16 protein-coding genes are annotated in these 22,777 nt (G+C 66.0%); 11 read left to right on the top strand and 5 right to left on the bottom strand.

Going from position 1 to position 22,777, the window contains the following annotated elements; translation table 11 throughout:
- Positions 1 to 349: 349 nt before the first annotated feature.
- The 5 genes from BLV20_RS20545 to tpx form a co-directional block, all read right to left on the bottom strand.
- Positions 350 to 1,828, bottom strand: coding sequence for an efflux transporter outer membrane subunit (locus BLV20_RS20545; RefSeq protein WP_092304309.1), 1,479 nt, complete (start codon positions 1,826 to 1,828; stop codon positions 350 to 352).
- Positions 1,825 to 4,932, bottom strand: a complete 3,108-nt coding sequence (locus tag BLV20_RS20540; RefSeq protein WP_092304308.1) for an efflux RND transporter permease subunit — start codon at positions 4,930 to 4,932, stop codon at positions 1,825 to 1,827. The genes BLV20_RS20545 and BLV20_RS20540 overlap by 4 nt, the downstream gene beginning before the upstream one ends.
- On the bottom strand, positions 4,929 to 8,033 hold the full coding sequence (locus tag BLV20_RS20535) for an MdtB/MuxB family multidrug efflux RND transporter permease subunit (RefSeq protein WP_092304307.1): 3,105 nt from the start codon (positions 8,031 to 8,033) through the stop codon (positions 4,929 to 4,931). Before BLV20_RS20535 ends, BLV20_RS20540 begins: the two co-directional genes overlap by 4 nt.
- Entirely contained in the window at positions 8,030 to 9,358 is a 1,329-nt protein-coding gene (locus tag BLV20_RS20530) for an MdtA/MuxA family multidrug efflux RND transporter periplasmic adaptor subunit (protein ID WP_092304306.1), read from the bottom strand. The genes BLV20_RS20535 and BLV20_RS20530 overlap by 4 nt, the downstream gene beginning before the upstream one ends.
- A 175-nt stretch (positions 9,359 to 9,533) precedes the next feature.
- Positions 9,534 to 10,034 carry a thiol peroxidase gene (gene tpx / locus BLV20_RS20525; RefSeq protein WP_092304305.1) on the bottom strand — a complete coding sequence of 167 codons (501 nt, stop codon included), beginning with the start codon at positions 10,032 to 10,034 and terminating at the stop codon, positions 9,534 to 9,536.
- Positions 10,035 to 10,641: 607 nt separating this feature from the next.
- On the opposite strand from tpx, the gene BLV20_RS20520 reads away from it, so the two are divergent.
- From BLV20_RS20520 to BLV20_RS20470, 11 genes are read left to right on the top strand one after another with little or no spacing between them, the layout of a single operon-like run.
- Positions 10,642 to 11,436 (top strand): hypothetical protein, encoded by a 795-nt coding sequence (locus BLV20_RS20520; RefSeq protein ID WP_092304304.1) that lies wholly within the window; start codon positions 10,642 to 10,644, stop codon positions 11,434 to 11,436.
- 9 nt (positions 11,437 to 11,445) lie between these two features.
- The gene (locus BLV20_RS20515; RefSeq protein ID WP_092304303.1) at positions 11,446 to 12,909 is read left to right on the top strand and encodes a DUF1254 domain-containing protein; all 1,464 of its coding nucleotides are present in this window, start codon (positions 11,446 to 11,448) and stop codon (positions 12,907 to 12,909) included.
- A gap of 28 nt (positions 12,910 to 12,937) precedes the next feature.
- Positions 12,938 to 14,344, top strand: a complete 1,407-nt coding sequence (locus BLV20_RS20510; RefSeq protein ID WP_092304302.1) for a DUF1254 domain-containing protein — start codon at positions 12,938 to 12,940, stop codon at positions 14,342 to 14,344.
- Positions 14,345 to 14,379: 35 nt separating this feature from the next.
- Positions 14,380 to 15,288 (top strand): transporter, encoded by a 909-nt coding sequence (locus BLV20_RS20505; RefSeq protein WP_092304301.1) that lies wholly within the window; start codon positions 14,380 to 14,382, stop codon positions 15,286 to 15,288.
- Between the two features lie 9 nt (positions 15,289 to 15,297).
- Positions 15,298 to 16,272 carry an AAA family ATPase gene (locus tag BLV20_RS20500; protein WP_092304300.1) on the top strand — a complete coding sequence of 325 codons (975 nt, stop codon included), beginning with the start codon at positions 15,298 to 15,300 and terminating at the stop codon, positions 16,270 to 16,272.
- Positions 16,273 to 16,283: 11 nt separating this feature from the next.
- A complete protein-coding gene (locus tag BLV20_RS20495; RefSeq protein ID WP_371914331.1) occupies positions 16,284 to 17,234 on the top strand; it encodes a DUF58 domain-containing protein in 951 nt (316 codons plus the stop codon).
- A complete protein-coding gene (locus tag BLV20_RS20490) occupies positions 17,231 to 17,818 on the top strand; it encodes a DUF4381 domain-containing protein (RefSeq protein WP_092304298.1) in 588 nt (195 codons plus the stop codon). The genes BLV20_RS20495 and BLV20_RS20490 overlap by 4 nt, the downstream gene beginning before the upstream one ends.
- Complete coding sequence (locus tag BLV20_RS20485) at positions 17,805 to 18,797, top strand: vWA domain-containing protein (protein WP_092304297.1); 993 nt, start codon at positions 17,805 to 17,807, stop codon at positions 18,795 to 18,797. Before BLV20_RS20490 ends, BLV20_RS20485 begins: the two co-directional genes overlap by 14 nt.
- 1 nt (position 18,798) lies before the next feature.
- Positions 18,799 to 20,391: a vWA domain-containing protein gene (locus BLV20_RS20480; RefSeq protein WP_092304296.1), complete on the top strand. Its 1,593-nt coding sequence runs from the start codon at positions 18,799 to 18,801 to the stop codon at positions 20,389 to 20,391.
- Complete coding sequence (locus BLV20_RS20475; protein ID WP_092304295.1) at positions 20,388 to 21,752, top strand: BatD family protein; 1,365 nt, start codon at positions 20,388 to 20,390, stop codon at positions 21,750 to 21,752. The genes BLV20_RS20480 and BLV20_RS20475 overlap by 4 nt, the downstream gene beginning before the upstream one ends.
- Positions 21,749 to 22,771: an HAD family hydrolase gene (locus tag BLV20_RS20470; RefSeq protein WP_092304294.1), complete on the top strand. Its 1,023-nt coding sequence runs from the start codon at positions 21,749 to 21,751 to the stop codon at positions 22,769 to 22,771. Before BLV20_RS20475 ends, BLV20_RS20470 begins: the two co-directional genes overlap by 4 nt.
- Positions 22,772 to 22,777: the final 6 nt, after the last annotated feature.

Below are 22,777 nucleotides of genomic sequence, written 5' to 3'. Positions count from 1 at the left end.
GCCAGGGACGCGGCTATCGATGCAGCCTGCGATCGAGCGTGCAGGGGTTGTAGGACGGACAACCGGTGAGGCCAGATAGCGCGCGGATTCAGGGGTTGCGGTCGCTGCGCGAACCGTTCGCAGCCTCGCGGGCTCGGCAGCGGCTACATGCTGTTTGTCGCCTGTAATCGAGCGCGCTGGGGTTGTAGGACGGACAACCGGTGAGGCCAGATAGCGCGTGGATTCAGGGGTTGCGGTCGCTGCGCGAACCGTTCGCAGCCTCGCGGGCTCGGCAGCGGCTACATGCTGTCTGTAGCCTGCGATCGAGCGCGCAGCGCTCGTAGAACTGGCGGATCGCCGATGCAGCCTGTTACTCCTTGCTGGCCTGCAGCTGGCCATCCCAGCCGCCGCCGAGGGCGGCGATCAGTTGCACGCTGGTGACCAGCCGGCTTTGCAACAGGTTCAGCACGCTGCGTTCGTTGCTCAGCGCCGTGGCTTGCACCACCACCACATCCAGGTAGGCGATCACCCCGGCCCGGTACTGGTTTTCGGTCAGGCGCAGCGACTCGCGCGCCGCGTCCAGGGCCTGCTGGCGCACTGCGGCTTCGTCTTCCAGAACCTTGAGCTGCACCAGGTAATTCTCCACTTCGCGAAAGCCGTCGAGCACGGTCTGGCGGTACTTGGCCACGGTCTGGTCGTAGGCCGCCTCGGTACGCTCGACTTCCGCCGAACGCTGGCCGCCGTCGAACAAGGTCATGGCCAGTTTCGGCCCGACCGACCAGAAGCGGTTCGGCAGGCTGATCCAGTCGGCGTAGGTACTGCTGCTGTAGCCGCCCGTCATGCTCAGGGTCAGGTCCGGGTAATAGGCAGCCTTGGCCACGCCGATATTGGCATTGGCAGCGATCACCGAACGCTCGGCCGAAGCGATGTCCGGGCGGCGCTCGAGCAGCTGCGACGGCAGGCTCAAGGGCACCTGGGGCAAGGCCGGGATGTCTTGGGTCTCGGCCAGGCTGAACTCGGCCGGCGGCAGGCCGATCAGCACCGCGATGGCGTTTTCCAGCTGGGCGCGCTGCCAGATCAGGTCGATCAGGTCGGCCTGGGTGCTTTTGAGCTGGGTTTGCGCCTGGGCCACCGCGTCCTTGCCGGAGACCCCGGCGCGGTACTGGTTCTCGGTCATGGTCAGCGAGCGCTGGTAGGCCGCCACCGTGGCTTCGAGCAGGCGCTTCTGCTGGTCGATGACCCGCAGTTGCAGGTAGTTCTGCACCAGTTCCGACTGCTGGCTCAGGCGCATCGCCGCAAGGTCGGCGAAGCTGGCTTCGGCGCTGGCTTGGTCGGCTTCCAAGCCGCGGCGCAATTTGCCCCAGATATCGGCCTCCCAGCTCACCCCGAGCTGGGTGTTGTAGGTGTCGCGAATGCCGCTGGAGGAACTGCTCAGGGCCGAGCTGCTGCTGCCGGTGCCCTGGCTGGCGCGGGTTTTCCCGGCGCTCAGGTCCACCGTGGGGAACAGCGAGCCGCGCGCGCTGCGCACCAGGGCCTGGGCCTGGCGGTACTGCGCCTCGGACTGCGCCACGGTCTGGTTGGCGCTGTTGAGCTTGCCGATCAGGTCGTTGAGCTGGCGGTCGCCGTACAGCTCCCACCAGGCACCCCGGGCCAGGGAGTCGCTGGGGTTGGCCTGGCGCCAGCCCGCCGCTTCCTTGTATTGCGCGGGCTCGGCAACGGTCGGGCGCTGATAATCCGGGCCGATGGCGCAGGCGCTGAGCAGCATCAGGCTCAAGCTCAGGCTCAACAGCCGCGACCCGCGGGCCAGGGCCAGGCGCTGGGGAAGGTTGCGTGGCGAACAGTCAGTCATAGCGGCGTTTCCAGAGCGGCATCGGTACGTACCCCACGCCAGTGGTTGAATTTATGGCGCAGGCGATCGAGATACAGGTAAACCACCGGGGTGGTGTAGAGGGTCAGGACCTGGCTGAAGACCAGGCCGCCAATAATGGTTAGGCCCAGGGGCTGGCGCATTTCCGCGCCTTCGGCGCTGCTCAGCAGCAAGGGCAAGGCACCGAGGATCGCCGCCAGGGTGGTCATCAGGATCGGCCGCAGGCGCAACAGGCAGGCGCTGCGGATCGAGTCCAGCGGGCTCAGGCCCTGGTGACGCTCCAGCTGCAACGCCAGGTCGATCATCAAGATGGCGTTTTTCTTCACCACGCCGATCAGCAGGAACAGCCCCAGCAGCGAGATCAGGCTGAATTCGCCGCCCAGCACGTAGATCGACAGCAAGGCCCCGACCCCGGCCGACGGCAGGGTCGAGAGAATCGTCAGCGGATGAATGTAGCTTTCATACAGCACGCCCAGCACCAGATACACCGCCAGCAGCGCGCCAAGGATCATGAACGGCTGGCTCTTCTGCGTCGCGGCGAAGGCATCGGCGGTACCGGCCATCTTGACGATCACGTCTTCGGGCATGCCGACCTTGGCGATCGCCCGCTCGATGGCCGCCGTGCCCTGCTCCACCGTCACCCCTTCGGCCATGTCGAAGGAAATGCTCTCCGAGGCGAACTGGCCTTCGTGGCTGACCCGGTCGTCTTCCAGGCTGTTTTCGTAATGGGCGATGGTCGACAGCGGCACCCGCGCGCCCTCGGCGGTGATGACCTGCACCTGGTTGAGGGTGATCGGGTCCTGGGCGTATTTCGGGTTGACCTCCATCACCACCTGATACTGGTTGAGGCTGTCGTAGATGGTGGAGATCTGCCGCTGGCTGTAGGCGTTGTTGAGCACGGCGGTGACCATGTCCATGTCGATTCCCAGGCGCTTGGCCTGGTCGCGGTCGACCACCAGGGTCACCTGCTGGGCGCCCTTGCCTTCACGGGCATCGATCGCGGTCAGTTCCGGCAAGGCGCGCAGCGCGGTGACCACTTTCGGGTACCACTCGCGCAGCACCCCCAGGTCGCCGCTCTGGATGATGTAGGAATACTGCGAGGAGGTCTGCTCGCGGCCGCCGCCGAACTGCAGGTCCTGGTCGGCCATCAGCATCAGCTGCGCCCCGGGCACCTTGGGCATTTGCTTGCGCAGGCGCTCGATAACCTTCTGCGCGGAGATATTGCGCTCCTTGATCGGCTTCAGGCGCACCAGCATGAAGGCATTGTTGGTGCCGTTGTTGCCGCCGATGAAACCGGCCACGCTCTGCACCGCCGGGTCCTTGAGCACCGCGCGGCGGAAGATTTCCATTTTCGGCTGCATCACGGTGAACGACAGGCCATCGTCGCCGCGCACGAAACCGATCAACTGGCCGGTGTCCTGCTGCGGCATGAAAGTCTTGGGCACCACCACGTACAGCGCGACGTTGACCCCGATGGTCAGCAGCAGGCTGAGCAGGGTCAGGCGCTTGTGGCGCAGCACCCAGTCCAGGCTGCTGGCGTACTTCGCCACCATCCAGTCGTTGGCCTTCTGGCTCCAGCGCTGCAGGCCGTTCTCCCGACCCGGCACGTGGGGCTTGAGCCAGCGCGCGCAGAGCATCGGGGTCAGGGTCAGGGACACCACCAGGGACACGACTATCGCCGCCGCCAGGGTGATGGAGAATTCGCGGAACAGACTTTCGATGATCCCGCCCATGAACAGGATCGACAGGAACACCGCCACCAGCGAGACGTTCATCGACAACAGGGTAAAACCGACCTCCTTGGCCCCCAGGTACGCCGCCTTCATTGGCGCGATGCCGTCGTCGATGTGCCGGGAAATGTTCTCCAGCACCACGATGGCGTCGTCCACCACCAGGCCGGTGGCGAGGATCAGCGCCATCAGCGACAGGTTGTTCAGGGAAAACCCGTACAGGTACATCACCGCGAAAGTGCCCACCAGCGACACCGGCACCGCCAGGCTCGGGATCAGCGAGGCACGCAGGTTGCCGAGGAACAGGTAGACCACCAGGATCACCAGGGCCACGGCAATCAGCAAGGTCATCTCGGCCTCGTGCAGCGTGGCCTTGATCACCGGCGAGCGGTCCATCGCCAGGTTGAGCTTGACGCTGGCCGGCAGCACCGCCTGCAGCGCCGGCAACTGCGCCTTGATCTCGTTGACCGTCTCGATGATGTTGGCGCCGGCCTGGCGGTTGATCACCAGCAGTACCGCCGCGTCGTCGTTGAAGAAGCCGCTGTTGTAGCGGTCCTCGACGCCGTCGGTGACCTTGGCCACGTCTTTCAGGCGCAAGGCCGCGCCGTCCTTGTAGTGAATGATCAGCGGCTCGTAATCCTTAGCCTTCTCCAGCTGGTCGTTGGCCTGCACCTGCCACATCTGCTCGTGGGTCTCCACCGAGCCCTTGGGCCGGCGCACGTTGGCCTCGGCGATGGTCTTGCGCACATCGTCGAGGGCCACGCCGTACTGGTTGAGCAGTTGCGGCTCCAGTTCGATGCGCACCGCCGGCAGCGAACTGCCGCCGATCTGCACCTCGCCGACCCCGGACACCTGGGACAGGCTCTGCGACAGGATGGTCGAGGCCAGGTCGTACAACTGGCCCTTTTGCAACACGTCGGAGGTCAGCGACAGCACCATGATCGGCGCCTGGGACGGGTTGACCTTCTTGTAGGTGGGCATGCTGCGCATGCCGCTGGGCAGCAGGTTGCGCGAGGCGTTGATCGCCGCCTGCACTTCCCGCGCCGCGCCATTGATGTCGCGGTCCAGGTCGAATTGCAGGATGACCCGGGTCGAGCCCTGGCTGGAGCGGCTGCTCATGGTGTTGACGCCGGCGATCGCACCGAAGGAGCGCTCCAGCGGCGTGGCCACGGTAGATGCCATCACCTCGGGGCTGGCCCCCGGCAGGCTGGCCTGGACCACGATCACCGGAAAGTCCATCTGCGGCAGCGGCGACACCGGCAGCAGGCCGAAGCTGACACCGCCCAGCAGCATGATCGCCAGGCTCAGCAGCATGGTCGCCACCGGCCGGCGGATAAAGGGTCCGGACAGGTTCATGGCTGCTCTACCGGCTCCGCGCGCTCAGGCGCCGAACGCCAGCGCCGGCCCAGGCGGTCGAAGTACAGGTAAATCACCGGAGTGGTGAACAGCGTCAGGATCTGGCTCAGCAACAGGCCGCCGACCATCACCAGGCCCAGGGGCTGGCGCAGTTCGGCGCCGGAGCCGGTGGCCAGCATCAGCGGCACGGCGCCGAACAGCGCGGCCAGGGTGGTCATCAGGATCGGCCGGAAACGCAGGAGCGCCGCCTGGTAGATCGCCTGCTCCGGCGCCATGCCCTGGTTGCGTTCGGCGTCGAGGGCGAAGTCGATCATCATGATCGCGTTCTTCTTGACGATGCCGATCAGCAGGATGATGCCGATGATCGCGATCATGCCCAGGTCGTTGCCGCTGAGGATCAGCGCCAGCAAGGCCCCCACCGCCGCCGACGGCAGCGTGGAGAGAATGGTGATCGGGTGGATATAGCTCTCGTAGAGCACCCCCAGCACGATGTACATGGTCACCACCGCCGCCAGGATCAGCAGCAAGGTGCTCGACAGCGAAGCCTGGAACGCCTGCGCCGCGCCCTGGAACTGGGTCTGCACGCCGATGGGCATGCCAATGTCCTTCTGCACCTGCTCGATGATGTCCACCGCCTGCCCCAGCGCCACGCCGGGCGCCAGGTTGAACGACATCATCACCGCCGGGAACTGGCCGATATGGGCAATGGCCAGTTGCGCCTGGCGCTCCTCGACCCGCGCCAGGCTCGACAGCCGCACCTGGCCGCCGTCGGTGGTCTTCACGTAGATCTGGTCCAGCGCCTGCGGGCCGATGGTTTCCCCGGCCTGGGCCTGCAGCACCACGCGGTACTGGCTGGCCTGGGTGTAAATGGTGGAAATCTGCCGCTGGCCAAAGGCGTCGTACAGCGCGTCGGTGATGTTCGACACCGAGACGCCGATGCGCGACGCGGCGTCGCGGTCGATCACCAGGTACACCTGCAACCCCTTGTCCTGCAGGTCGCTGGCGACATCGGTGAGTTCCGGCCGCTGGGCCAGGGCATCCACCAGGCGTCCGCTCCACAGGGCCAGCAGGTCGTTATCCGGCGACGACATGCTGAACTGGTACTGGGTGCGGCTGACCCGATCCTCGATGGTCAGGTCCTGCACCGGCTGCATGAACAGGCGGATGCCCACCAACTGGTCGACCTGCGGCTGGATGCGCGCAATCACCTCGGCGGCGCTGAGGTCGCGTTCGCGGTGCGGCTTGAGGTTGATCAGCAGCCGGCCGCTGTTGAGCGTGGCGTTGTCGCCGTCGACGCCGATATAGGACGACAGGCTTTGCACCGCCGGGTCGGCCAGGATGATTTTCGCCAGGTCCTGCTGACGCTGGCTCATGGCGGCGAAGGACACCGACTGCGGCGCCTCGGAAATACCCTGGATCACCCCTGTGTCCTGCACCGGGAAAAAGCCTTTGGGCACCACCATATAAAGGAAGACGGTCAAGGCCAGGGTGCCGACGGCCACCAGCAGGGTCAGCGGCTGATGCTTGAGCACCCACTGCAGGCCACGCCCGTAGCTGGCGATCAGCCAGTCGATCCAGGCGCCGCTGGCGCGGTAGAAGCGTCCCTGCTCTTCTTCCTTGGGCTCACGCTTGAGCAGCCGCGCGCACATCATCGGCGTCAGGGTCAGGGACACCACCAAGGAAATCAGGATCGCCACCGCCAGGGTGATGGCGAACTCGCGGAACAGCCGCCCGACCACGTCGGCCATGAACAGCAGCGGGATCAAAACGGCGATCAGCGACAGGGTCAGCGATACCAGGGTGAAGCCGATCTGCCTGGCGCCCTTGAGCGCGGCCTGCATCGGGCTGTCGCCCTCCTCGATGAAACGCGAGATGTTCTCCAGCATCACGATCGCGTCGTCGACCACGAAGCCGGTGGCGATGGTCAGGGCCATCAGGGTCAGGTTGTTGACCGAGAAGCCCGCCAGGTACATCACGCCGAAGGTGCCGATCAGCGACAGCGGCACGGCGATCGACGGAATCACCGTCGCGCTGGCCCGGCGCAGGAACAGGAAGGTCACCATCACCACCAGCGCGATGGCGATCAGCAGTTCATGTTGCACGTCGGCGACCGAGGCGCGGATGGTCTGGGTGCGGTCGGTGAGCACGATGACGTCGAGGCCAGCCGGCAGGTTGTCGGTGATGCTCGGCAGCAGCGCCTTGATCCGGTCGACCACCTCGATCACGTTGGCCCCGGGCTGGCGCTGGATATTGAGCAGCACCGCCTGGTTTTCATTGGCCCAGGCCGCCAGCCGCTCGTTCTCGGCGCCGCCGGCGATTTGCGCGACATCCTTGAGGCGCAGCGGCGCGCCGTTGTTATAGGCCAGGATCAGCTCGGCGTAATCCTTGGGCGAGGTCAGCTGGTCGTTGGCGTCGAGCATCGACACCCGCGTCGGGCCGTCGAAATTGCCCTTGGGCTGGTTGACGTTGGAGGCGCTGACCAGGGTGCGCACGTCCGACAGGTTGAGGCCGTTGGCCGCCAGGGCCTCGGGGTTGACCTTGATCCGCACCGCCTGGCGCTGGCCGCCGGCGATGCTGACCATGCCGACGCCGCTGATCTGCGCGATCTTCTGCGCCATGCGCGTGTCGACCAGGTCGTTGAGCTTGGGCAGCAGCATGGTCTTGGAAGTGATCGCCAGGGTCAGTACCGGGGTGTCCGCCGGGTTGACCTTGTTGTACACCGGCGGCGCCGGCAGATCGGTGGGCAGCAGGTTGGTCGCGGCGTTGATCGCCGCCTGCACCTGTTGCTCGGCGACGTCCATATTGATGTCGAGGTTGAAGCGCAGGGTCAGCACCGAGGCGCCGCCGGAGCTGGTGGAGGCCATCTGGGTCAGGCCGGGCATCTGTCCGAACTGGCGCTCCAGGGGCGCGGTGACCGCGCTGGTCATCACGTCGGGGCTGGCACCGGGGTACAGGGTCATTACCCGGATGGTCGGGTAGTCGACCTGGGGCAACGCCGAGACCGGCAACAGGCGATAGGCGATCAGGCCGGCCAGGACAATGGCCAGCATGCTCAGGGTGGTCGCTACCGGACGGAGGATGAACAGCCGCGAGATATTCATGCGCCGACCTTGCCCGCCGGAGTCTGGCTGGCCGGGCCCGCGGCAGGCGTGTTCGCCGAGCTGGCCGGCTTGCCTTGCAGGTGCTCGGTCGGGGTGGCCGGCACTTCCTCGGCGGTGTTGACCACTTCCACTTCGCTGCCGTCCTTGAGGCGGTCGGTGCCTTCCAGCACCACCCGGTCGCCGGCTTCCAGGCCGGCCTTGATCACGGTGGCGTCGCCATTGCTGTCACCGACCTGCAGTTGGCGGATCTTGACCTTGTTGTCGCCGTCCAGGGCATAGACGAAGGTGCCGTTGGTGCCGAACTGGATCGCCGCCGACGGCGCCAGCACCACATTCTTCTGGGTGTCGGCAAGCACGCGCACATTGACGAACTGGTTGGGAAACAGCGCCTGGTCGCGGTTCTCGTAGCGCGCCTTGAATTTCAGGGTGCCGGTGGTGGTGTCGATCTGGTTGTCGAGGCTTTGCAGCACACCGCTGGCCTGCAGCTTCTGGTCGCCACGGTCCCAGGCTTCCACCGGCAGCTTGGCGCCGCTGCGATAACGCTCCAGCACCGTGCTCAGGTTGTTCTCCGGTAGGGTGAACGCCACGCTGATCGGCTGGGTCTGGGTGATGATCGCCAACGCGGTGGTGTCGTTGGCCGACACCAGATTGCCGACGTCCAATTGGCGCAGGCCGACGCGGCCGGTGATGGGCGCGCGGATCTTGGTGAATTCGAGGTTGAGCTTGGCGTCGTTGACCGCCGCCTGGTTGGTCTTGACCGTTCCCTGGTACTGGCCGACCAGCGCCGCGGCGGTGTCCAGGGTTTGCTTGGCGATACTGTCCTGGGCGTACAGGCCGCGATAGCGCTCGTAGTCCACCTGGGCATTCTTCAGCTGGGCCTGGTTCTGCAACAGCGTGCCTTCGGCCTGCAGCAAGGCGTTCTGGTAGGGCCGCGGATCGATTTCCGCCAGCAGGTCGCCGGCCTTGACCATCTGCCCTTCCTCGAAGGCGATTTTCACCAGTTCGCCGGCAACCCGGCTGCGCACATTAATGGTGTTGAGCGCGGTCACGGTGCCCAGCGCCTTGTAATACAGCGGGAAGTCCCCGCGCGTGGCCGGCGCCACCCGCACCGGGATCGGCCCCGTCGCGCCACCAAACCCCGGCCGCATCGCCCCGCTGCGACCGGTGTGTCCGGCAGCGGCTTTTTGCCCGGCGCCATCCTTTGGAGTGGTCGAGGCCGGCCAGAATTTCCAGCTCAGGCCGACGATGGCCAACAGGACGAGCAGGCCGAACAGCCAGCGACGGGAATTGCGGGAAACGGAGGATTGCATGGAGTGATCAACCATTGGGCGCGAGGGGTTCTTTTTCAGAAGGCTGAAAGATAAGCACTGGCCGGTATTTAGCAAAGCGCCTTTACCGGCAATTTACCTTCGACTTACGTTTGCAAGTGTCGGCTAAACCACTGAAGCACAAATAAAAACGGCCTGGACATGGCCAGGCCGTGAATAATTGTAAAACCTGTTACTTCAGAACGGCCAACGCCGCGTCATAGTTAGGCTCTTCGGCGATTTCCTTGACCAGCTCGCTGTGCAGCACGGTGTCGTTCTCGTCCAGCACCACCACCGCGCGTGCGGTCAGGCCGGCCAGCGGGCCGTCGGCAATGGCCACGCCGTAGTTTTCGATGAACTCGCGGCCACGCAGGGTCGACAGGTTCTGCACGTTTTCCAGGCCTTCGGCGCCGCAGAAACGAGCCTGGGCAAACGGCAGGTCGGCCGAGATGCACAGCACCACGGTGTTGTTCAGGCCGCTGGCCTGGGCATTGAACTTGCGCACGGAAGTGGCGCAGGTCGGGGTGTCGACGCTTGGGAAAATGTTCAGCACTTTGCGCTTGCCGGCAAGGCTGCTCAGGGTGATGTCGGCCAGGCCGGCACCAACCAGGGAAAATGCAGGCGCCTTGGCGCCGACTTGTGGCAGTTGGCCGTTGACCTGGACCGGGTTGCCTTTAAGAGTGACTTGAGCCATGAACGTCGTCCTTTCAAATGGTTGTGATTGAGCTGTTGCAAAGAAATTCGAGAGGCCGAAGTTAAACACGAAACGGCCCTGCGACCTATGCCCGCAATGCAAATTGTCCTACAGCGCCTGGCGCCTGGCTTGCACGGTCCCATCCTGGCAAGCGCCGCCCATGGCACAGCCGGACATGGAAAGCGCGAAGCATGCAGAGACTGACCAGCAGCCACGCCGAAAGTGCAGTGCCGATTGCGCCATGGACCCGCCATGCGATGTTCCCCCCTCACAATCAATACAACATAAAAGACTTCATAAAACACACATAACTATATGTTTTACATAGCTTTTTCTATTCTAGAAATAACTTTAACTTTAATATCAAAATGCGATAACTCATCCCTTTGCAAAACTTGCTGGCGCCCATGCACCGAAGGTTATCCAGCGCGCCGCACACATCCGTGACAGGGCGCACAACGACTGAAGAACTAATACTTTCGACTGGCGATCCAGGATTTAGCTGCTAGCGTCTTCAGACAAGTCCTACCGTTGACACATGAAGACCAGTAGTAAGCGGCCAATAAGCGCCGTAGAGCGACTTGAGCCGACAAAGGATTGGGGAATCATGTCAAAAGCTTCTTCCATTGCACCTATGGTGCTCGTGGTCATCACGCTATTGCCCGGGCTGCCTGCGCTGGCCGATAACGCCGAGACCGCCAACAAAAGCAACAACCCACTGAACCTGGCACCGGGCCTGAACCTTCAGGACTACTACACGCCAAGACTCTACGACAGCAACGCCCACACCAATGACCTGCTGCTGCGGGGCACCCTGCCCATCGCTCCCGGCGACTTCATTGCGGTCCCGCAATTGTTGCGCGCCACCTTGCCGGTAAGCACCCGCCCGGATCCGCACCAGGGCTACAGCACCGGGATCGGCGACCTGAACCTGTTCGACATCTTCCTGCTCAAGACCGAGGGCGTGCAGCTGGGCATCGGCCCGCAGATCACCGCCCCCACCGCCGAACAGGACGAGCTGGGCACCGGCAAGTGGCAGGCCGGCCTGGCCGCGGTAGCCATCGACGCCTCGCCGCGCGGGCTGCTGGGCGCGCTGGTGCAGTACCAGAGCTCGTTCGCCGGCGACCATGACCGCGCCCATGTCGAAAGCGCCACCGTGCAGCCCTTCGTCATCCACAACCTGCCCCGCGGCTGGTACCTGCGCTCCACCGGCATCTGGACCTTCGACCTGAAGAACGACACGCATTACATCCCCGTCGGGCTGGGTATCGGCAAGGCCTGGAAAGCCGGCGGCAACATCCTCAATGCCTTCGTCGAGCCGCAGTGGACGGTGGAACGCAAGGGCGATGGCCTGCCGCAGTTCACCCTGTTCGCCGGCCTCAATATCACCTTCGGAAAATAAGGAGCATTTATGCACGCCCTGCTGCGTCGTACCGGTTTCAGCTTGTTCGCCCTGTTCGCCAGCTGTGGTGTCGGTGCCCAGGCCCAGGCCGCCGCCGGCGATACGCGCCTGGGAGCGATCGGCATGGAGGGCGAGCTGCCGGCGCGCGACGCCGTCGCCGCACTCTATGCCGAGCTGGACTTCCAGCAGGCCACCCAGAGTTACCTCTGGGCCCTGCCCCTGGTGTCCTACGCGCAGTGGCAGGCGGAGTTTCGCGACAAACTGGGGGCGAAAAGCGGCGACCTGATGGTGCTCGACAGCTACGAAGACAAGCTCGGAGTGATCACCGCCAACGCCACCACGCCCTACATCCTCGGTTTCGTCGACCTCAACGAAACCGGGCCGCTGGTGATCGAGATGCCCGCCGGGCCCACCGCCGGCGGTATCGGTGATTTCTGGCAACGGGCGATCATCGACATGGGCCAGACCGGCCCCGACCAGGGCAAGGGCGGCAAGTACCTGGTGCTGCCACCGGGCCAGCAACCGCCGGACGATGCCGGTCAGTATTACCTGGCCAAGTCCGAAACCATGAACGTGCTGGTGGGCTTTCGCGTGCTCGACCCGGACCCGGCCAAGGGCAAGGCCCTGGTCGAGCGCTTCAGGATGTACCCCTACGCCCAGCGTGCCGAGCCCGCCAAGACCCGCCTGTTGTCGCCCGGCGGCAAGGCCTGGTCCGGCACCCAGCCACGGGGCATGGCCTACTGGCAGCGCCTGCACGGGATCATCCAGAAAGAGCCGGTCAACGAGCGCGACCGCTTCTACATGGCCATGCTCGCCAGCCTGGGCATCGAAAAGGACAAGCCCTTCAACCCCAACGAGCGCCAGCGCAAGGCCCTGGAACAAGGCGTCGAGGTTGGCGAACTGATCGCCAAGGCCAACACCTTCGCCAAGCGTTTCCCCGACGCCCAGTACTGGCCCGACCGGCAATGGGACAAGGTCCTGAACATCGCCGATCCCTCGCAGCGCTTGACCTATTACGACCAGTTGTGGGAACGCAGCGCCTGGTTCTATGAAGCGGTGACCAATACCAAGGGCATGGTTTCGAAGACCCCGGGCCTGGGCCAGACCTACCTCGGCGCCTACACCGACAACAGCGGCAACTGGCTCGACGGCGGCAAGAACTACCGCCTGCGCGTCGGCGCCAACCCACCGGCCAAGCAATTCTGGTCGATGACGGTGTACGACATCGACAGCCGCTGCCTGATCGACAACCCCCAGCGCAAGGCCGACCTGTCGTCGCGCCAGGATCTGAAGAAAAACCCCGACGGCTCGGTCGACCTGTACTTCGGCCCCAAGGCGCCCGAAGGCTTGGAAAGCAATTGGGTGCAGACCCTGCCAGGCAAGCACTGGTTCAGCTACTTCCGGCTGTACGCGCCGACCCTGGCCTACTTCGACAAAAGCTGGAAGCTCGACGACATCACGCCCGTGCAATAACCCATGGCTTTATATAAAGGACAGAACGATGAACAGGGACACACCGATCCGCCTGCTATTGGCCTGCTCGCTACTACTTTGCAACAGCGCCTGGGCCGGGTTCAGCGCTACGCCGGATGAAGCCCGGGCGATTGCCAAGCAGGCCTACCTCTACGGCTTCCCCGTGGTGGAGATGTACAAGACCCTCTACACCCAGGCCGTGGACAGCCAGGGCCCGAACTTCAAGGCCGGGTTCAACAGCATCGGCAACACCGCCCAGGTCTTCACCCCCCGGGACACGGCCTTCGTCACCCCCAACTCGGACACGCCCTACTCCTTCGTCTGGCTCGACTTGCGCCGCGAGCCGGTGATCCTGACCCTGCCGGCCATCGAGAAGGAGCGTTACTACTCGGTGCAACTGATCGATCTCTACACGCAGAACTTCGCCTACCTGGGCACCCGCACCAGCGGCAACCAGGGCGGCCGCTTCATGATCGCCGGGCCCGACTGGAACGGCCAGGCGCCGGCCGGCATCGAACGCGTGGTCAACAGCGAGACCGCCATCGCCTATGCCCTGTACCGCACCCAACTGTACGACGGGCAGGACCTGGAGCAGGTCAAGCGCATCCAGCAAGGCTACAAGGTCGAACCGCTGAGCCAGTACCTCAAGCAACCGCCGCCCGCGGCCGTGGCGCCGATCGACTGGCCGAAACCCGTCGCGCACATGAGCGACAGCCCCGAGCTGTTCCGCTACCTGAATTTCATGCTGGCCTTCGCCCCGGCCCAGGAGGCGGAGAAACCGCTGCTGGCACGCTTTGCGAAAATCGGCGTCGGCGCCGGCCAGCCGTTCCAGGCCAGCGCCCTCAGTGCCGAACAGCGCCAGGCCCTGGAACACGGAATCGCCGACGGCAAGGCCGAGTTCGCGGCGTTCAAGAAAGACCAGGTCGACACTCACCGGGTCAGCAGCGGCGACCTGTTCGGTGACCGCGCGCACCTGCGGAACAATTACCTGTACCGCTATGCCGGCGCCAACATGGGGATCTTCGGCAACTCGGCGGACGAGGCCAATTACATCGGCTACTTCGTCGACAACCAGGGCCACCCGGTGGATGCCGCAAAACACGCCTACACCCTGCATTTCGCCAAGGACGCCCTGCCCCCGGCCGACGCCTTCTGGTCGCTGACCCTGTACGACGGCAAGAACAAGCTGCTGGTGGACAACCCGCTGAACCGCTACCTGATCAACTCCCACATGTTGCCGCGGCTCAAGCGCGATGCCGACGGCGGCCTGACCCTCTATGTGCAGCACCAGGCCCCGGCCGAGGCCCTGCAAAGCAACTGGCTGCCGGCCCCGGACGGACCGTTCTACGGGGTGCTGCGTATTTATCTGCCACGGCCGCAGGTGAGTAACGGCCAATGGAAGATGCCCTTGCTGACGCCGGTCGCGCAGCAATGAAGTTCTGCCCACCAGCAGATTGAAGGAGCCATGCGATGGGTTCGTCCCTTTCCTGTAAAGCCCGCTGTACTGCGCTGACGCTGGCCATCACGCCCCTGCTCGGGGTAGCCGACAATGCCCGCGACTGGCAGAACCTGCCCACCGACCTGAACATGGCGTTCGGTTATTACAACCGCATCCACACCAACACGCCGATCGACACCGCGCTGCCGCTGGATGGGCTGTCGCTGGATGCCAACCTGTATATCGCCCGTTTCGCCCGTTCCTTCTCGGTGGACGGGCGCAACAGCGCGATCCAGATCCTGCAGCCCTACGCCGACGTTTCCGCCTCGTTCGACAACGCGCGGTTTTTCGATGGCACCAAGCACAACGGTGGCATGGGCGACACGCAAATCGTGCTGGTGCACAACATCTTCGGCGGCCCGGCGCTGAGCAAGGAGGAGTTCGCCAACTGGACCCCGGAAACCTTCCTCACCGGCGCGCTGTGGGTCACCACGCCGAACGGCGACTACGACAAGGACCGGGTCATCAACATCGGCGCCAACCGCTGGGTATTCAAGCCGGAAATCGGCTTTGGCACGCCGTTTGGCCCGACCTGGCTGGAGATCAACACCTGGGTCTCCCTGTTCGGCGACAACGACGATTACCACGGCGACAGCAAGCTCGAGCAGAAGCCGCTGTATGCCATCGAAGGCCACTACAGCTACACCATCAACCGCGCCTTGTGGGCATCGCTCGATGCCACCTACAGCCGCGGCGGGGAAACCCGGATCGATGGCGACTGGCAGGACAACAAGCAGGAAAACGGCCTGCTGGGGGCGAGTATGGGCTTCATGCTGTCGCCGCAGTTCGGCGGATTGATCGCCTATTCCGACACCGTGTCCGAACGCACCGGCTCGCCGGACGTGGAAACCTGGACCCTGCGCCTGCAATACGTCTGGTAAGGATTGCCCATGACCACTCTGAACGACCTCAACGCCCTGCAAGCCAGCATCGCCGAAGCGGTGCTCGGCCAGGACCAGGTGATCCGGCAGATCCTCATCGGCCTGCTGGCCAACGGGCACCTGCTGCTGGAAAGCCTGCCGGGGCTGGCCAAGACCCGCACGGTCAAGGCCCTGGCCAAGCACCTGGACGCGAAGATGAGCCGCATCCAGTTCACCCCCGACCTGCTGCCCTCGGATATCACCGGCGCCGAGGTGCTGCATCAGGTCGACGGCCAGCATCGGATCCGCTTCCAGCCCGGCCCGCTGTTCGGCAACCTGATCCTCGCCGACGAAATCAACCGCGCCCCGGCCAAGGTCCAGGCGGCGCTGCTCGAAGCCATGGAAGAACGGCAGATCACCGTGGCCGGCACCAGCCATGCCCTGCCCGAGCTGTTTATCGTGGTGGCGACGCAAAACCCCATCGAGCAGGAAGGCACCTACCCGTTGCCGGAAGCGCAGATGGACCGCTTCCTGATGAAGGTGCTGCTGGACTACCCCAGCGCCGACAACGAAAGCCAGGTGCTGCGCCTGTTGCGCGCAGAGGAGCAGGCCCTGGGCGCCAAGACCGCGCCGGTCGCCGGGTTTGCCCTGGAACAACAGGTGATTTTCGCCGCGCGTCGCGAAGTCAGCGCGATTCACGTATCGCCGGCCATCGACCGCTACTTGATCGACCTGATCGACGCCACCCGCCACTCGGCCGACCCTGACCTGGCGCGCTGGATCGCCATCGGCGCCAGCCCCCGCGGCGGCATCGGCCTGGACCGCTGCGCCCGCGCCGACGCCTGGTTGCAGGGCCAGGACTTCGTGTCGCCGGACAACGTGCGCGCGGTGCTGCACCCGGTGCTGCGCCATCGCCTGCAACTGAGCTACGACGCGGTGGCCGACGGCGTCAGCGCCGACCAGGTACTCGACCGTTTGCTCGACAGCGTGGCCATCCCGGCCTGAGGAACATGCCCATGCAGGCCGGACAGCAGGACACCGACGGTTGGGTCTATGTCTCCCTGGCGCAGTTGATGGCGCTGGAGTTCAAGGCCCGCCCGCTGAGTTTTCTCGCCCGCCAGCCACGCGCCAGCATCCTCGCCGGCGGCCATGCCTCGCGGTTGCGCGGGCGCGGCTTGAACTTCGACGAACTGCGGCGCTACCAACCTGGCGACGACCTGCGTCACCTGGACTGGCGCGCATCGCTGCGCACCGGCAAGCCGGTGGTGCGCACCTTCACCGAGGAGCGTGACCGCCCGGCGCTGATCCTGGTGGACCAGCGCATGGCGATGTTCTTCGGCTCGCGCCGCAGCTTCAAATCCGCCCTGGCCGCCGAACTCGGCGCCCTGGCGGCGTGGATGGCGTTGCAGGCCGGCGACCGGGTCGGCGCCCTGGTGTTCAACGACCAGCGCATCGACAGCATCGCCCCGCTGCGCAGCCGCAAGCGCGTGGCAGCGCTGTGCAGCCGGATCGTCGAGCACAACCGGGCGCTCAATGCCGGCAACCCGGACCACGAAGGCGACGATCAACTGGACAAGGTGTTGCAGCAATGCCTGGCCCTGGCCGGCCACGACCATTTGATCTGCATCGTCAGCGACTTCGCCGGCGCCGGCCCGCGCACCCTGCAACTGCTGCGGCAACTGGCGGCGCACAATGACGTGATCGCCATGCAAGTCTACGACCCGCTCGCCCTGGACCTGCCCGCCAATGGCCGCCTGCGGGTGACCCAGGGCGAGCTGCAGGTGGAACTGGCGGTGGAGCAGCGCCAGGTGCATCAGCCCCTGGGCGATTTTCTCCGCGGCCGGCTCAAGGACGTCGCCAGCCTGCTGCGGTGCAGCCAGGTGCCGCTGATGATGTTCAGCACCGGCGCCGCCGCCGACGAGCAACTGCGCAGCGAGCTGGGCAAGCTGCACGGAAGCCGGCCATGAGCAGCCCGGCGCCCGCCATCGAGCAGCTCAAGGAGCTGGAGTTGCCCGCGCCCGTCAGCTATCTGCCGCAGACCTGGGGCTGGTGGCTGCTGCTCGGCCTGCTTGCGGTCATGCTGTCGGCCTGGGCCGGACACCGCTACTGGCAATGGCGCCGCGACCGTTACCGGCGCGAGGCGCTGCTGCGCCTGGCGCAATTGCAGGGCAGCGGCGACTCCCTGGCCGCCCTGCGCGAGCTGCCGGAGCTGCTCAAGCGCGTGGCGCTGTCGATGCCCGAGCCGTACTCCTGGACAGGCACCGGGCTGGCCGGCGACCGACGCTGGCAGCGGCTCGCGGCTAAACCCTGGTGGCCCGCGCGCGCGCCGGCCGAGCGGCGACAGGCGCCGCCGGGGCCCTTGCACGGCCAGGCCTGGCAGGACTTCCTGCAACGCCACAGCCGGCAGCCGCTGCCCGCCGATTTCAGCCTGCGGCTGGCGCAGCTGGCCTATGCGCCGGACGAACAACTGCTGCAACTGCCGGCACAACAGCGGCGGCAACTGTTCGACAGTTGCCGCGCCTGGGTGGAGCGTCATCATGTGGCAGCTTGATTACCCCTGGCTGTTACTGCTGTTGCCGCTGCCCTGGTTCGGCTACCGCTACCTGCCGCCATACCGCGAGGCCCGCAGCGCCGTGCGTGTGCCGTTCTTCACCGGCATCAGCCGCGCTGTCGGCCAGTCGCCGACGGTCGCCGGGGCTCCTGGCAACCGTGGCCAGTTGCTGCTCAACCTGCTGGTCTGGGCCTTGCTGGTACTGGCGGTGGCTCGCCCGGTATGGCTGGAAAAACCCATCGAACGCCAACAGCCCGTGCGCGACCTGATGCTGGCCATCGACATTTCCCAGTCCATGGAAACCACCGATTTCACCGACGACAGCGGGCAGAGGATCGATCGCCTGGCCGCGGTGAAGCAGGTGGTGCATGGCTTTATCCAGCGCCGCAAGGACGATCGCCTGGGCCTGATCGTGTTCGGCAGCGGCGCCTACCCACAAGCGCCGCTGACCCTCGACCACGCCAGCCTGGCGTTGCTGCTCGATGACACCGGCATCGGCATGGCCGGGCCCAATACGGCGATCGGCGATGCCATCGGCCTGAGCCTGAAACTGCTGGAGCAGGCCCGGGAACAGGAAAAAGTGCTGATCCTGCTCACCGACGGCAACGACACGCACAGCGCCATCGCGCCAGAGCGCGCGGCGGCCATGGCGGCCGCGCGCGGCGTGGTGATCCACACCATCGGCATCGGCGACCCGCAGGCCGCTGGCGAAAACAAGGTCGACCTCGGTGCCTTGCAGCGCATCGCCGACAGCACCGGCGGCCGCTATTTCCGCGCCGAGGACCGCGCCAGCCTGGACCAGGTGTATGCCACGCTCGACCGGCTGACCCCGCATCAAGTCAAGACCTTCAGCCACCAGCCGCAGCGCGAGCTGTTCTGGCTGCCGCTGGCCGCGGCCCTGGGGCTGCTGGCGCTGTATCACCTGCTGGCCTGGCTACACCCGCGCCTGCGGCGCAGCCCCGTGCGGCAGGAGGCTTGATATGCCGATCGATCTGGCCGACCTGCATTTTCTGCGCCCCCTGTGGCTGCTGCTGATCCCGTTCGGCCTCGGCCTGCCGCTGCTGTGGCACCGTCGCCAGGACCTGCAACGCCGGCTGCGCGGCAATATCGCCCCGCACCTGCTGGCCCATCTGCTGGTCACCCCGCGGGATCGCGCGCGCCTGCGCCCGGTGCACCTGGCCAGCGCCCTGCTGGTGCTCGGCGCGGTGGCGGCCGCCGGCCCGACCTGGGAACGCGACCGCCCGGCCTTTCTGCAGGATCGCGCGCCGCTGGTCATCGCCGTCGACCTGTCGGCCTCGATGGACGCCAGCGACCTGTCGCCCAGCCGCCTGGAAGCGGCCAAGCACAAACTCCACGACCTGGTGCTGCGCCGCAGCGGCGCGCGCACCGGACTGATCGCCTATGCCGGCAGCGCCCACCTGGTGCTGCCGGCCACCGACGACCCGGCGCTGCTCGACAGCTTTATCCAGGCCCTGGGCACCGACCTGATCGAGCGCCCGGGGAAAAACCTGGTGGCGGTGATCGAGCAAGCCAGGCGCCTGTTGCTGGCGGAACACAGCCCCGGCACCTTGCTGCTGCTCAGCGACGGCGCCGACCTCACGCAACTGCCCGCCTTGCCCGGGTTGTTGCAGGGCAGCGCCTTGCAGGTGCTGATCCTCGCCGTGGGCAGCGAGGACGGCGGGATCATTCGCGACGCCAGCGGCCAGCCGCGCACCGACGGCAACGGCCGCCCCGAGTTGGGCCGCTTCGACCGCAAGGCGCTGCAACAGCTGGCCGAGACCCTCGACGCGCCGCTGGGCAGCCTGACCCTGAACGACGATGACCTGGACTGGGTCGAGCTGCATGCCCAGCGGCACTTCCAGGACGCCAGCGACGAACAGCGCCAACTGCACTGGAAGGACGCCGGCTACTGGCTGTGCTGGCCACTGCTGCTGATTGGTTTTTGCTGTGTACGCCGCGGCTGGAGCCTGAACTGGACCGCCGCCCTGCTGCTCGCCCTGGGGCTGGGCCTGCAAACGCCAGCGGCCCGGGCCAATGCCTTGGCCGACGCCTTCCTGACCCCGGACCAGCAAGGCCGCTGGGCCTTCGAACGGCAGCATTACCCGGCTGCGGCCGCGCAGTTTGTCGACCCTTACTGGAAAGGCATCGCGGCCTACCGCGCCGCCGACTACGACTTGGCCCTGGCGAGCTTCGCCCGCCTCGACACACCCCAGGCCTACTTCTACCTGGGCAATATCTACGTGCGGCGTTTCAAGTTCGCCCAGGCCATCGCCGCCTATCGCCAGGCGCTGCAACTGCAACCCCGGTTCGCCGAAGCCAGCGCCAACCTGGCCCTGGCCATCGCCCTGGAAAAAGACAGCGAAAGCGCCGCGCAGAACGCCCCCGAGGTCAAGCCGGACGCGATCAAGTTCGACAAGCCGGCCGGCAAGGGCCAGGGCAAGCCCCTGGAAACCGAGCAGGCCAGCAGCGATGAACTCTGGCTGCAAAACCTCACCACCTCGCCGGCCAGTTTCCTGCGCCAGAAGTTCAGCCTGCAGGACCAGGCCGCCAGCCAGCCGGGGGCCACGCCATGAGCCTGGGCAAACTGTTGGCGCTGACCGCCCCCTGGAAGGCCGTGCATGCCCTGGCGCGGCTCACGGCAACGGCGACAGGGTTGCTGCTGTGCGTGGTGGCCTGGGCCGACGAGCCGCAACTGCGGGTGCAGGCGCGGCTCGACCCGGGAAGCTCGGTGATGGTCGGCGAAACCCTGCAACTGCAAGTGGATGTGCTGACCGACAGCTGGTTCACCAGCGCAGCCACCCTGCCCGGCCTGAGCCTCCCCGGCGCCCAGGTCCTGGCCCCGGGCGGCGAGGCCGAGCACCTCAACCTGACCCTGGACGGCCAAGCCTTCTACGGCATGCGCTACACCTACCGGATCACCCCGACCCGAGCCCAGGACTTCGATATTCCGGTGCTCACGGTCAAGGCCACACCCGGCCAGGCCAGCCATGAGCTGACCGCGCAAACCCCGCCGCTGCACTTCGCTGCCCGCCAGCCGCCGGGCTTCGCCCCCGGAGAAACCGTGTTGGTGGCCCGCGACCTGCGCCTGGCCCAGCGCATCGATCCGCCCGCCACCGCGCTCAAGGTCGGCGACAGCATCACCCGTCACGTGAGCCTGCAGGCCGATGGCGCCCAAGCCATGGCGCTGCCGGCGCCGGAGCTGGCCGAAGTCGAGGGCCTGAGCCGTTACCCGAAGACCCCGCAGATTGGCGATATCGACGATGGCCGCGGGCATGTCAGCGGTGGCCAGCGCCGCGACAGCGTGACCTACCGCATCGAGCGCGCCGGCCATTACCAGCTTCCGGCCATCCAGGTGAAATGGTGGGACAGCCGCCAGCATCGGTTGCAATTGAGCCAGCTGCCGGCGCTGGACTTCGAGGCCCGCGCCGGCGGTGGTTACGCGGCGGTATTTTCCATCGCCCAGGACCTCAAGGACCTCGGCCAGCGCCACCCTGCCTACCTGTCCCGGCACGCCCTGGGCCTGACCCTGTCGGCGCTGCTGCTGGGCCTCGGCCTGTGGCTCGCCCGGCCGCTCTGGCAACGCGCCCGGCAAGCCTGGCGGCACCGGCGGGCGCAGCGCCGGGCACAACGCCTGGCCTCCGCCGAGTACGCCTGGCGCCAGGTCCCCGCGCAGTTGCAAGAAGGACAACTGGGCGCGCTGTACCTGTGGTTGCGCCGTCGCCGCCTGGGGCTTGGCCTGGGCACCCTGGGCCCGCGCCTGAGCACTTTGCTGCGCGCCTGTTACGGCCGCGACGGCAAATCCGCGACGGCACTGCGGCAACTCGGCGAGGCCCTGCCGGACCTGCAGCGCCTGGCCAACCTGCGCCGCCGCGCGCATGCCGACGCTCATAGCCTGCGCCCCCTCAACCCCGGTCAAGACAAGGATTTGCCATGACGCCCTCACTGCCCCCGCATCGCCGCTACCGGTTCGCCTGGCTGCTGGCCCTGGCCCTGCCTCTGCTCGCCCAGGCCAACGAGCCGTTGCCCTCGTGGAACGACGGCCCGGCGAAAAAAAGCCTCATCGAGTTCGTCCGCGCGGTGACCACCGAAGGCTCGCGGGACTACGTGAAGCCGGCCGAACGCATCGCCGTCTTCGACAACGACGGCACCCTGTGGAGCGAACAGCCGGCGTACTTCCAGGTGCTGTTCGCCTTCGACGAGGTCCGGCGCCTGGCGCCGCAGCACCCGGAATGGAAGACCCAGCAGCCGTTCCAGGCGGTGCTGGAAAACGACCAGCAGGCCCTGGCCGCCAGCGGCATGGACGGCCTGCTGAAAATCATTGGCGCGACCCACACCGGGATCACCACCCAGGCCTTTATCGACAACGCGAAGACCTGGCTGAGCCAGGCCCGCCATCCGCAGACCGGCAAGCCCTACACCGAAATGATCTACCAGCCGATGCTGGAGATGCTCGACTACCTGCGCAGCCAGGATTTCAAGACCTACATCGTCTCCGGCGGCGACACGGCGTTTATGCGCGCCTTTGCCGAACAGGTGTACGGCGTGCCGCCGGAACAGGTGATCGGCACCACCTTCGTCACCCGCTTCCAGGACCGGGACGGCGACCTGTCGATCCTGCGCACCGCCCATCTGGCCCACAACGACGACGGCCCGGGCAAGCCGGAAAACATCGACGCGTTGATCGGACGCCGGCCGATCCTCGCGTTCGGCAACTCCGACGGCGACCTGCAGATGCTGCAATGGACCGCCGCCGGACCGGGCAAGCGTTTCATGGGGCTGGTGCACCACACCGATGCCCAACGCGAATGGGCCTATGACCGGGATTCGAAGATCGGGCGCCTGGACAAGGCGCTCGACGAAGCCAGAAAACGCGGCTGGACGATCGTCGACATGGCCTCGCAATGGCGCCGGATCCATCCGTTCGAGCCCGCCGCAACCGAGCAAGTGCAATAAGAAAAA

Origin of the sequence: Pseudomonas sp. NFIX28, assembly GCF_900107395.1 — a bacterium.
Taxonomy (GTDB): Bacteria; Pseudomonadota; Gammaproteobacteria; order Pseudomonadales; family Pseudomonadaceae; genus Aquipseudomonas.
The sequence above is the reverse complement of the archived record's forward strand: the minus strand, read 5'-3'. Positions and strand labels throughout refer to the sequence as shown.

What these genes read in the sequence shown, in the direction of transcription:
- BLV20_RS20480 (WP_092304296.1), top strand. Translation starts at nt 18,799, where the DNA reads ATGCCGATCGATCTGGCCGACCTGCATTTTCTGCGCCCCCTGTGGCTG.
- BLV20_RS20485 (WP_092304297.1), top strand. Translation starts at nt 17,805, where the DNA reads ATGTGGCAGCTTGATTACCCCTGGCTGTTACTGCTGTTGCCGCTGCCC.
- BLV20_RS20545 (WP_092304309.1), bottom strand. Translation starts at nt 1,828, where the DNA reads ATGACTGACTGTTCGCCACGCAACCTTCCCCAGCGCCTGGCCCTGGCC.
- BLV20_RS20530 (WP_092304306.1), bottom strand. Translation starts at nt 9,358, where the DNA reads ATGGTTGATCACTCCATGCAATCCTCCGTTTCCCGCAATTCCCGTCGC.
- BLV20_RS20470 (WP_092304294.1), top strand. Translation starts at nt 21,749, where the DNA reads ATGACGCCCTCACTGCCCCCGCATCGCCGCTACCGGTTCGCCTGGCTG.
- BLV20_RS20510 (WP_092304302.1), top strand. Translation starts at nt 12,938, where the DNA reads ATGAACAGGGACACACCGATCCGCCTGCTATTGGCCTGCTCGCTACTA.
- BLV20_RS20505 (WP_092304301.1), top strand. Translation starts at nt 14,380, where the DNA reads ATGGGTTCGTCCCTTTCCTGTAAAGCCCGCTGTACTGCGCTGACGCTG.
- BLV20_RS20540 (WP_092304308.1), bottom strand. Translation starts at nt 4,932, where the DNA reads ATGAACCTGTCCGGACCCTTTATCCGCCGGCCGGTGGCGACCATGCTG.
- BLV20_RS20495 (WP_371914331.1), top strand. Translation starts at nt 16,284, where the DNA reads ATGCAGGCCGGACAGCAGGACACCGACGGTTGGGTCTATGTCTCCCTG.
- BLV20_RS20515 (WP_092304303.1), top strand. Translation starts at nt 11,446, where the DNA reads ATGCACGCCCTGCTGCGTCGTACCGGTTTCAGCTTGTTCGCCCTGTTC.
- BLV20_RS20520 (WP_092304304.1), top strand. Translation starts at nt 10,642, where the DNA reads ATGTCAAAAGCTTCTTCCATTGCACCTATGGTGCTCGTGGTCATCACG.
- tpx (WP_092304305.1), bottom strand. Translation starts at nt 10,034, where the DNA reads ATGGCTCAAGTCACTCTTAAAGGCAACCCGGTCCAGGTCAACGGCCAA.
- BLV20_RS20500 (WP_092304300.1), top strand. Translation starts at nt 15,298, where the DNA reads ATGACCACTCTGAACGACCTCAACGCCCTGCAAGCCAGCATCGCCGAA.
- BLV20_RS20490 (WP_092304298.1), top strand. Translation starts at nt 17,231, where the DNA reads ATGAGCAGCCCGGCGCCCGCCATCGAGCAGCTCAAGGAGCTGGAGTTG.
- BLV20_RS20475 (WP_092304295.1), top strand. Translation starts at nt 20,388, where the DNA reads ATGAGCCTGGGCAAACTGTTGGCGCTGACCGCCCCCTGGAAGGCCGTG.
- BLV20_RS20535 (WP_092304307.1), bottom strand. Translation starts at nt 8,033, where the DNA reads ATGAATATCTCGCGGCTGTTCATCCTCCGTCCGGTAGCGACCACCCTG.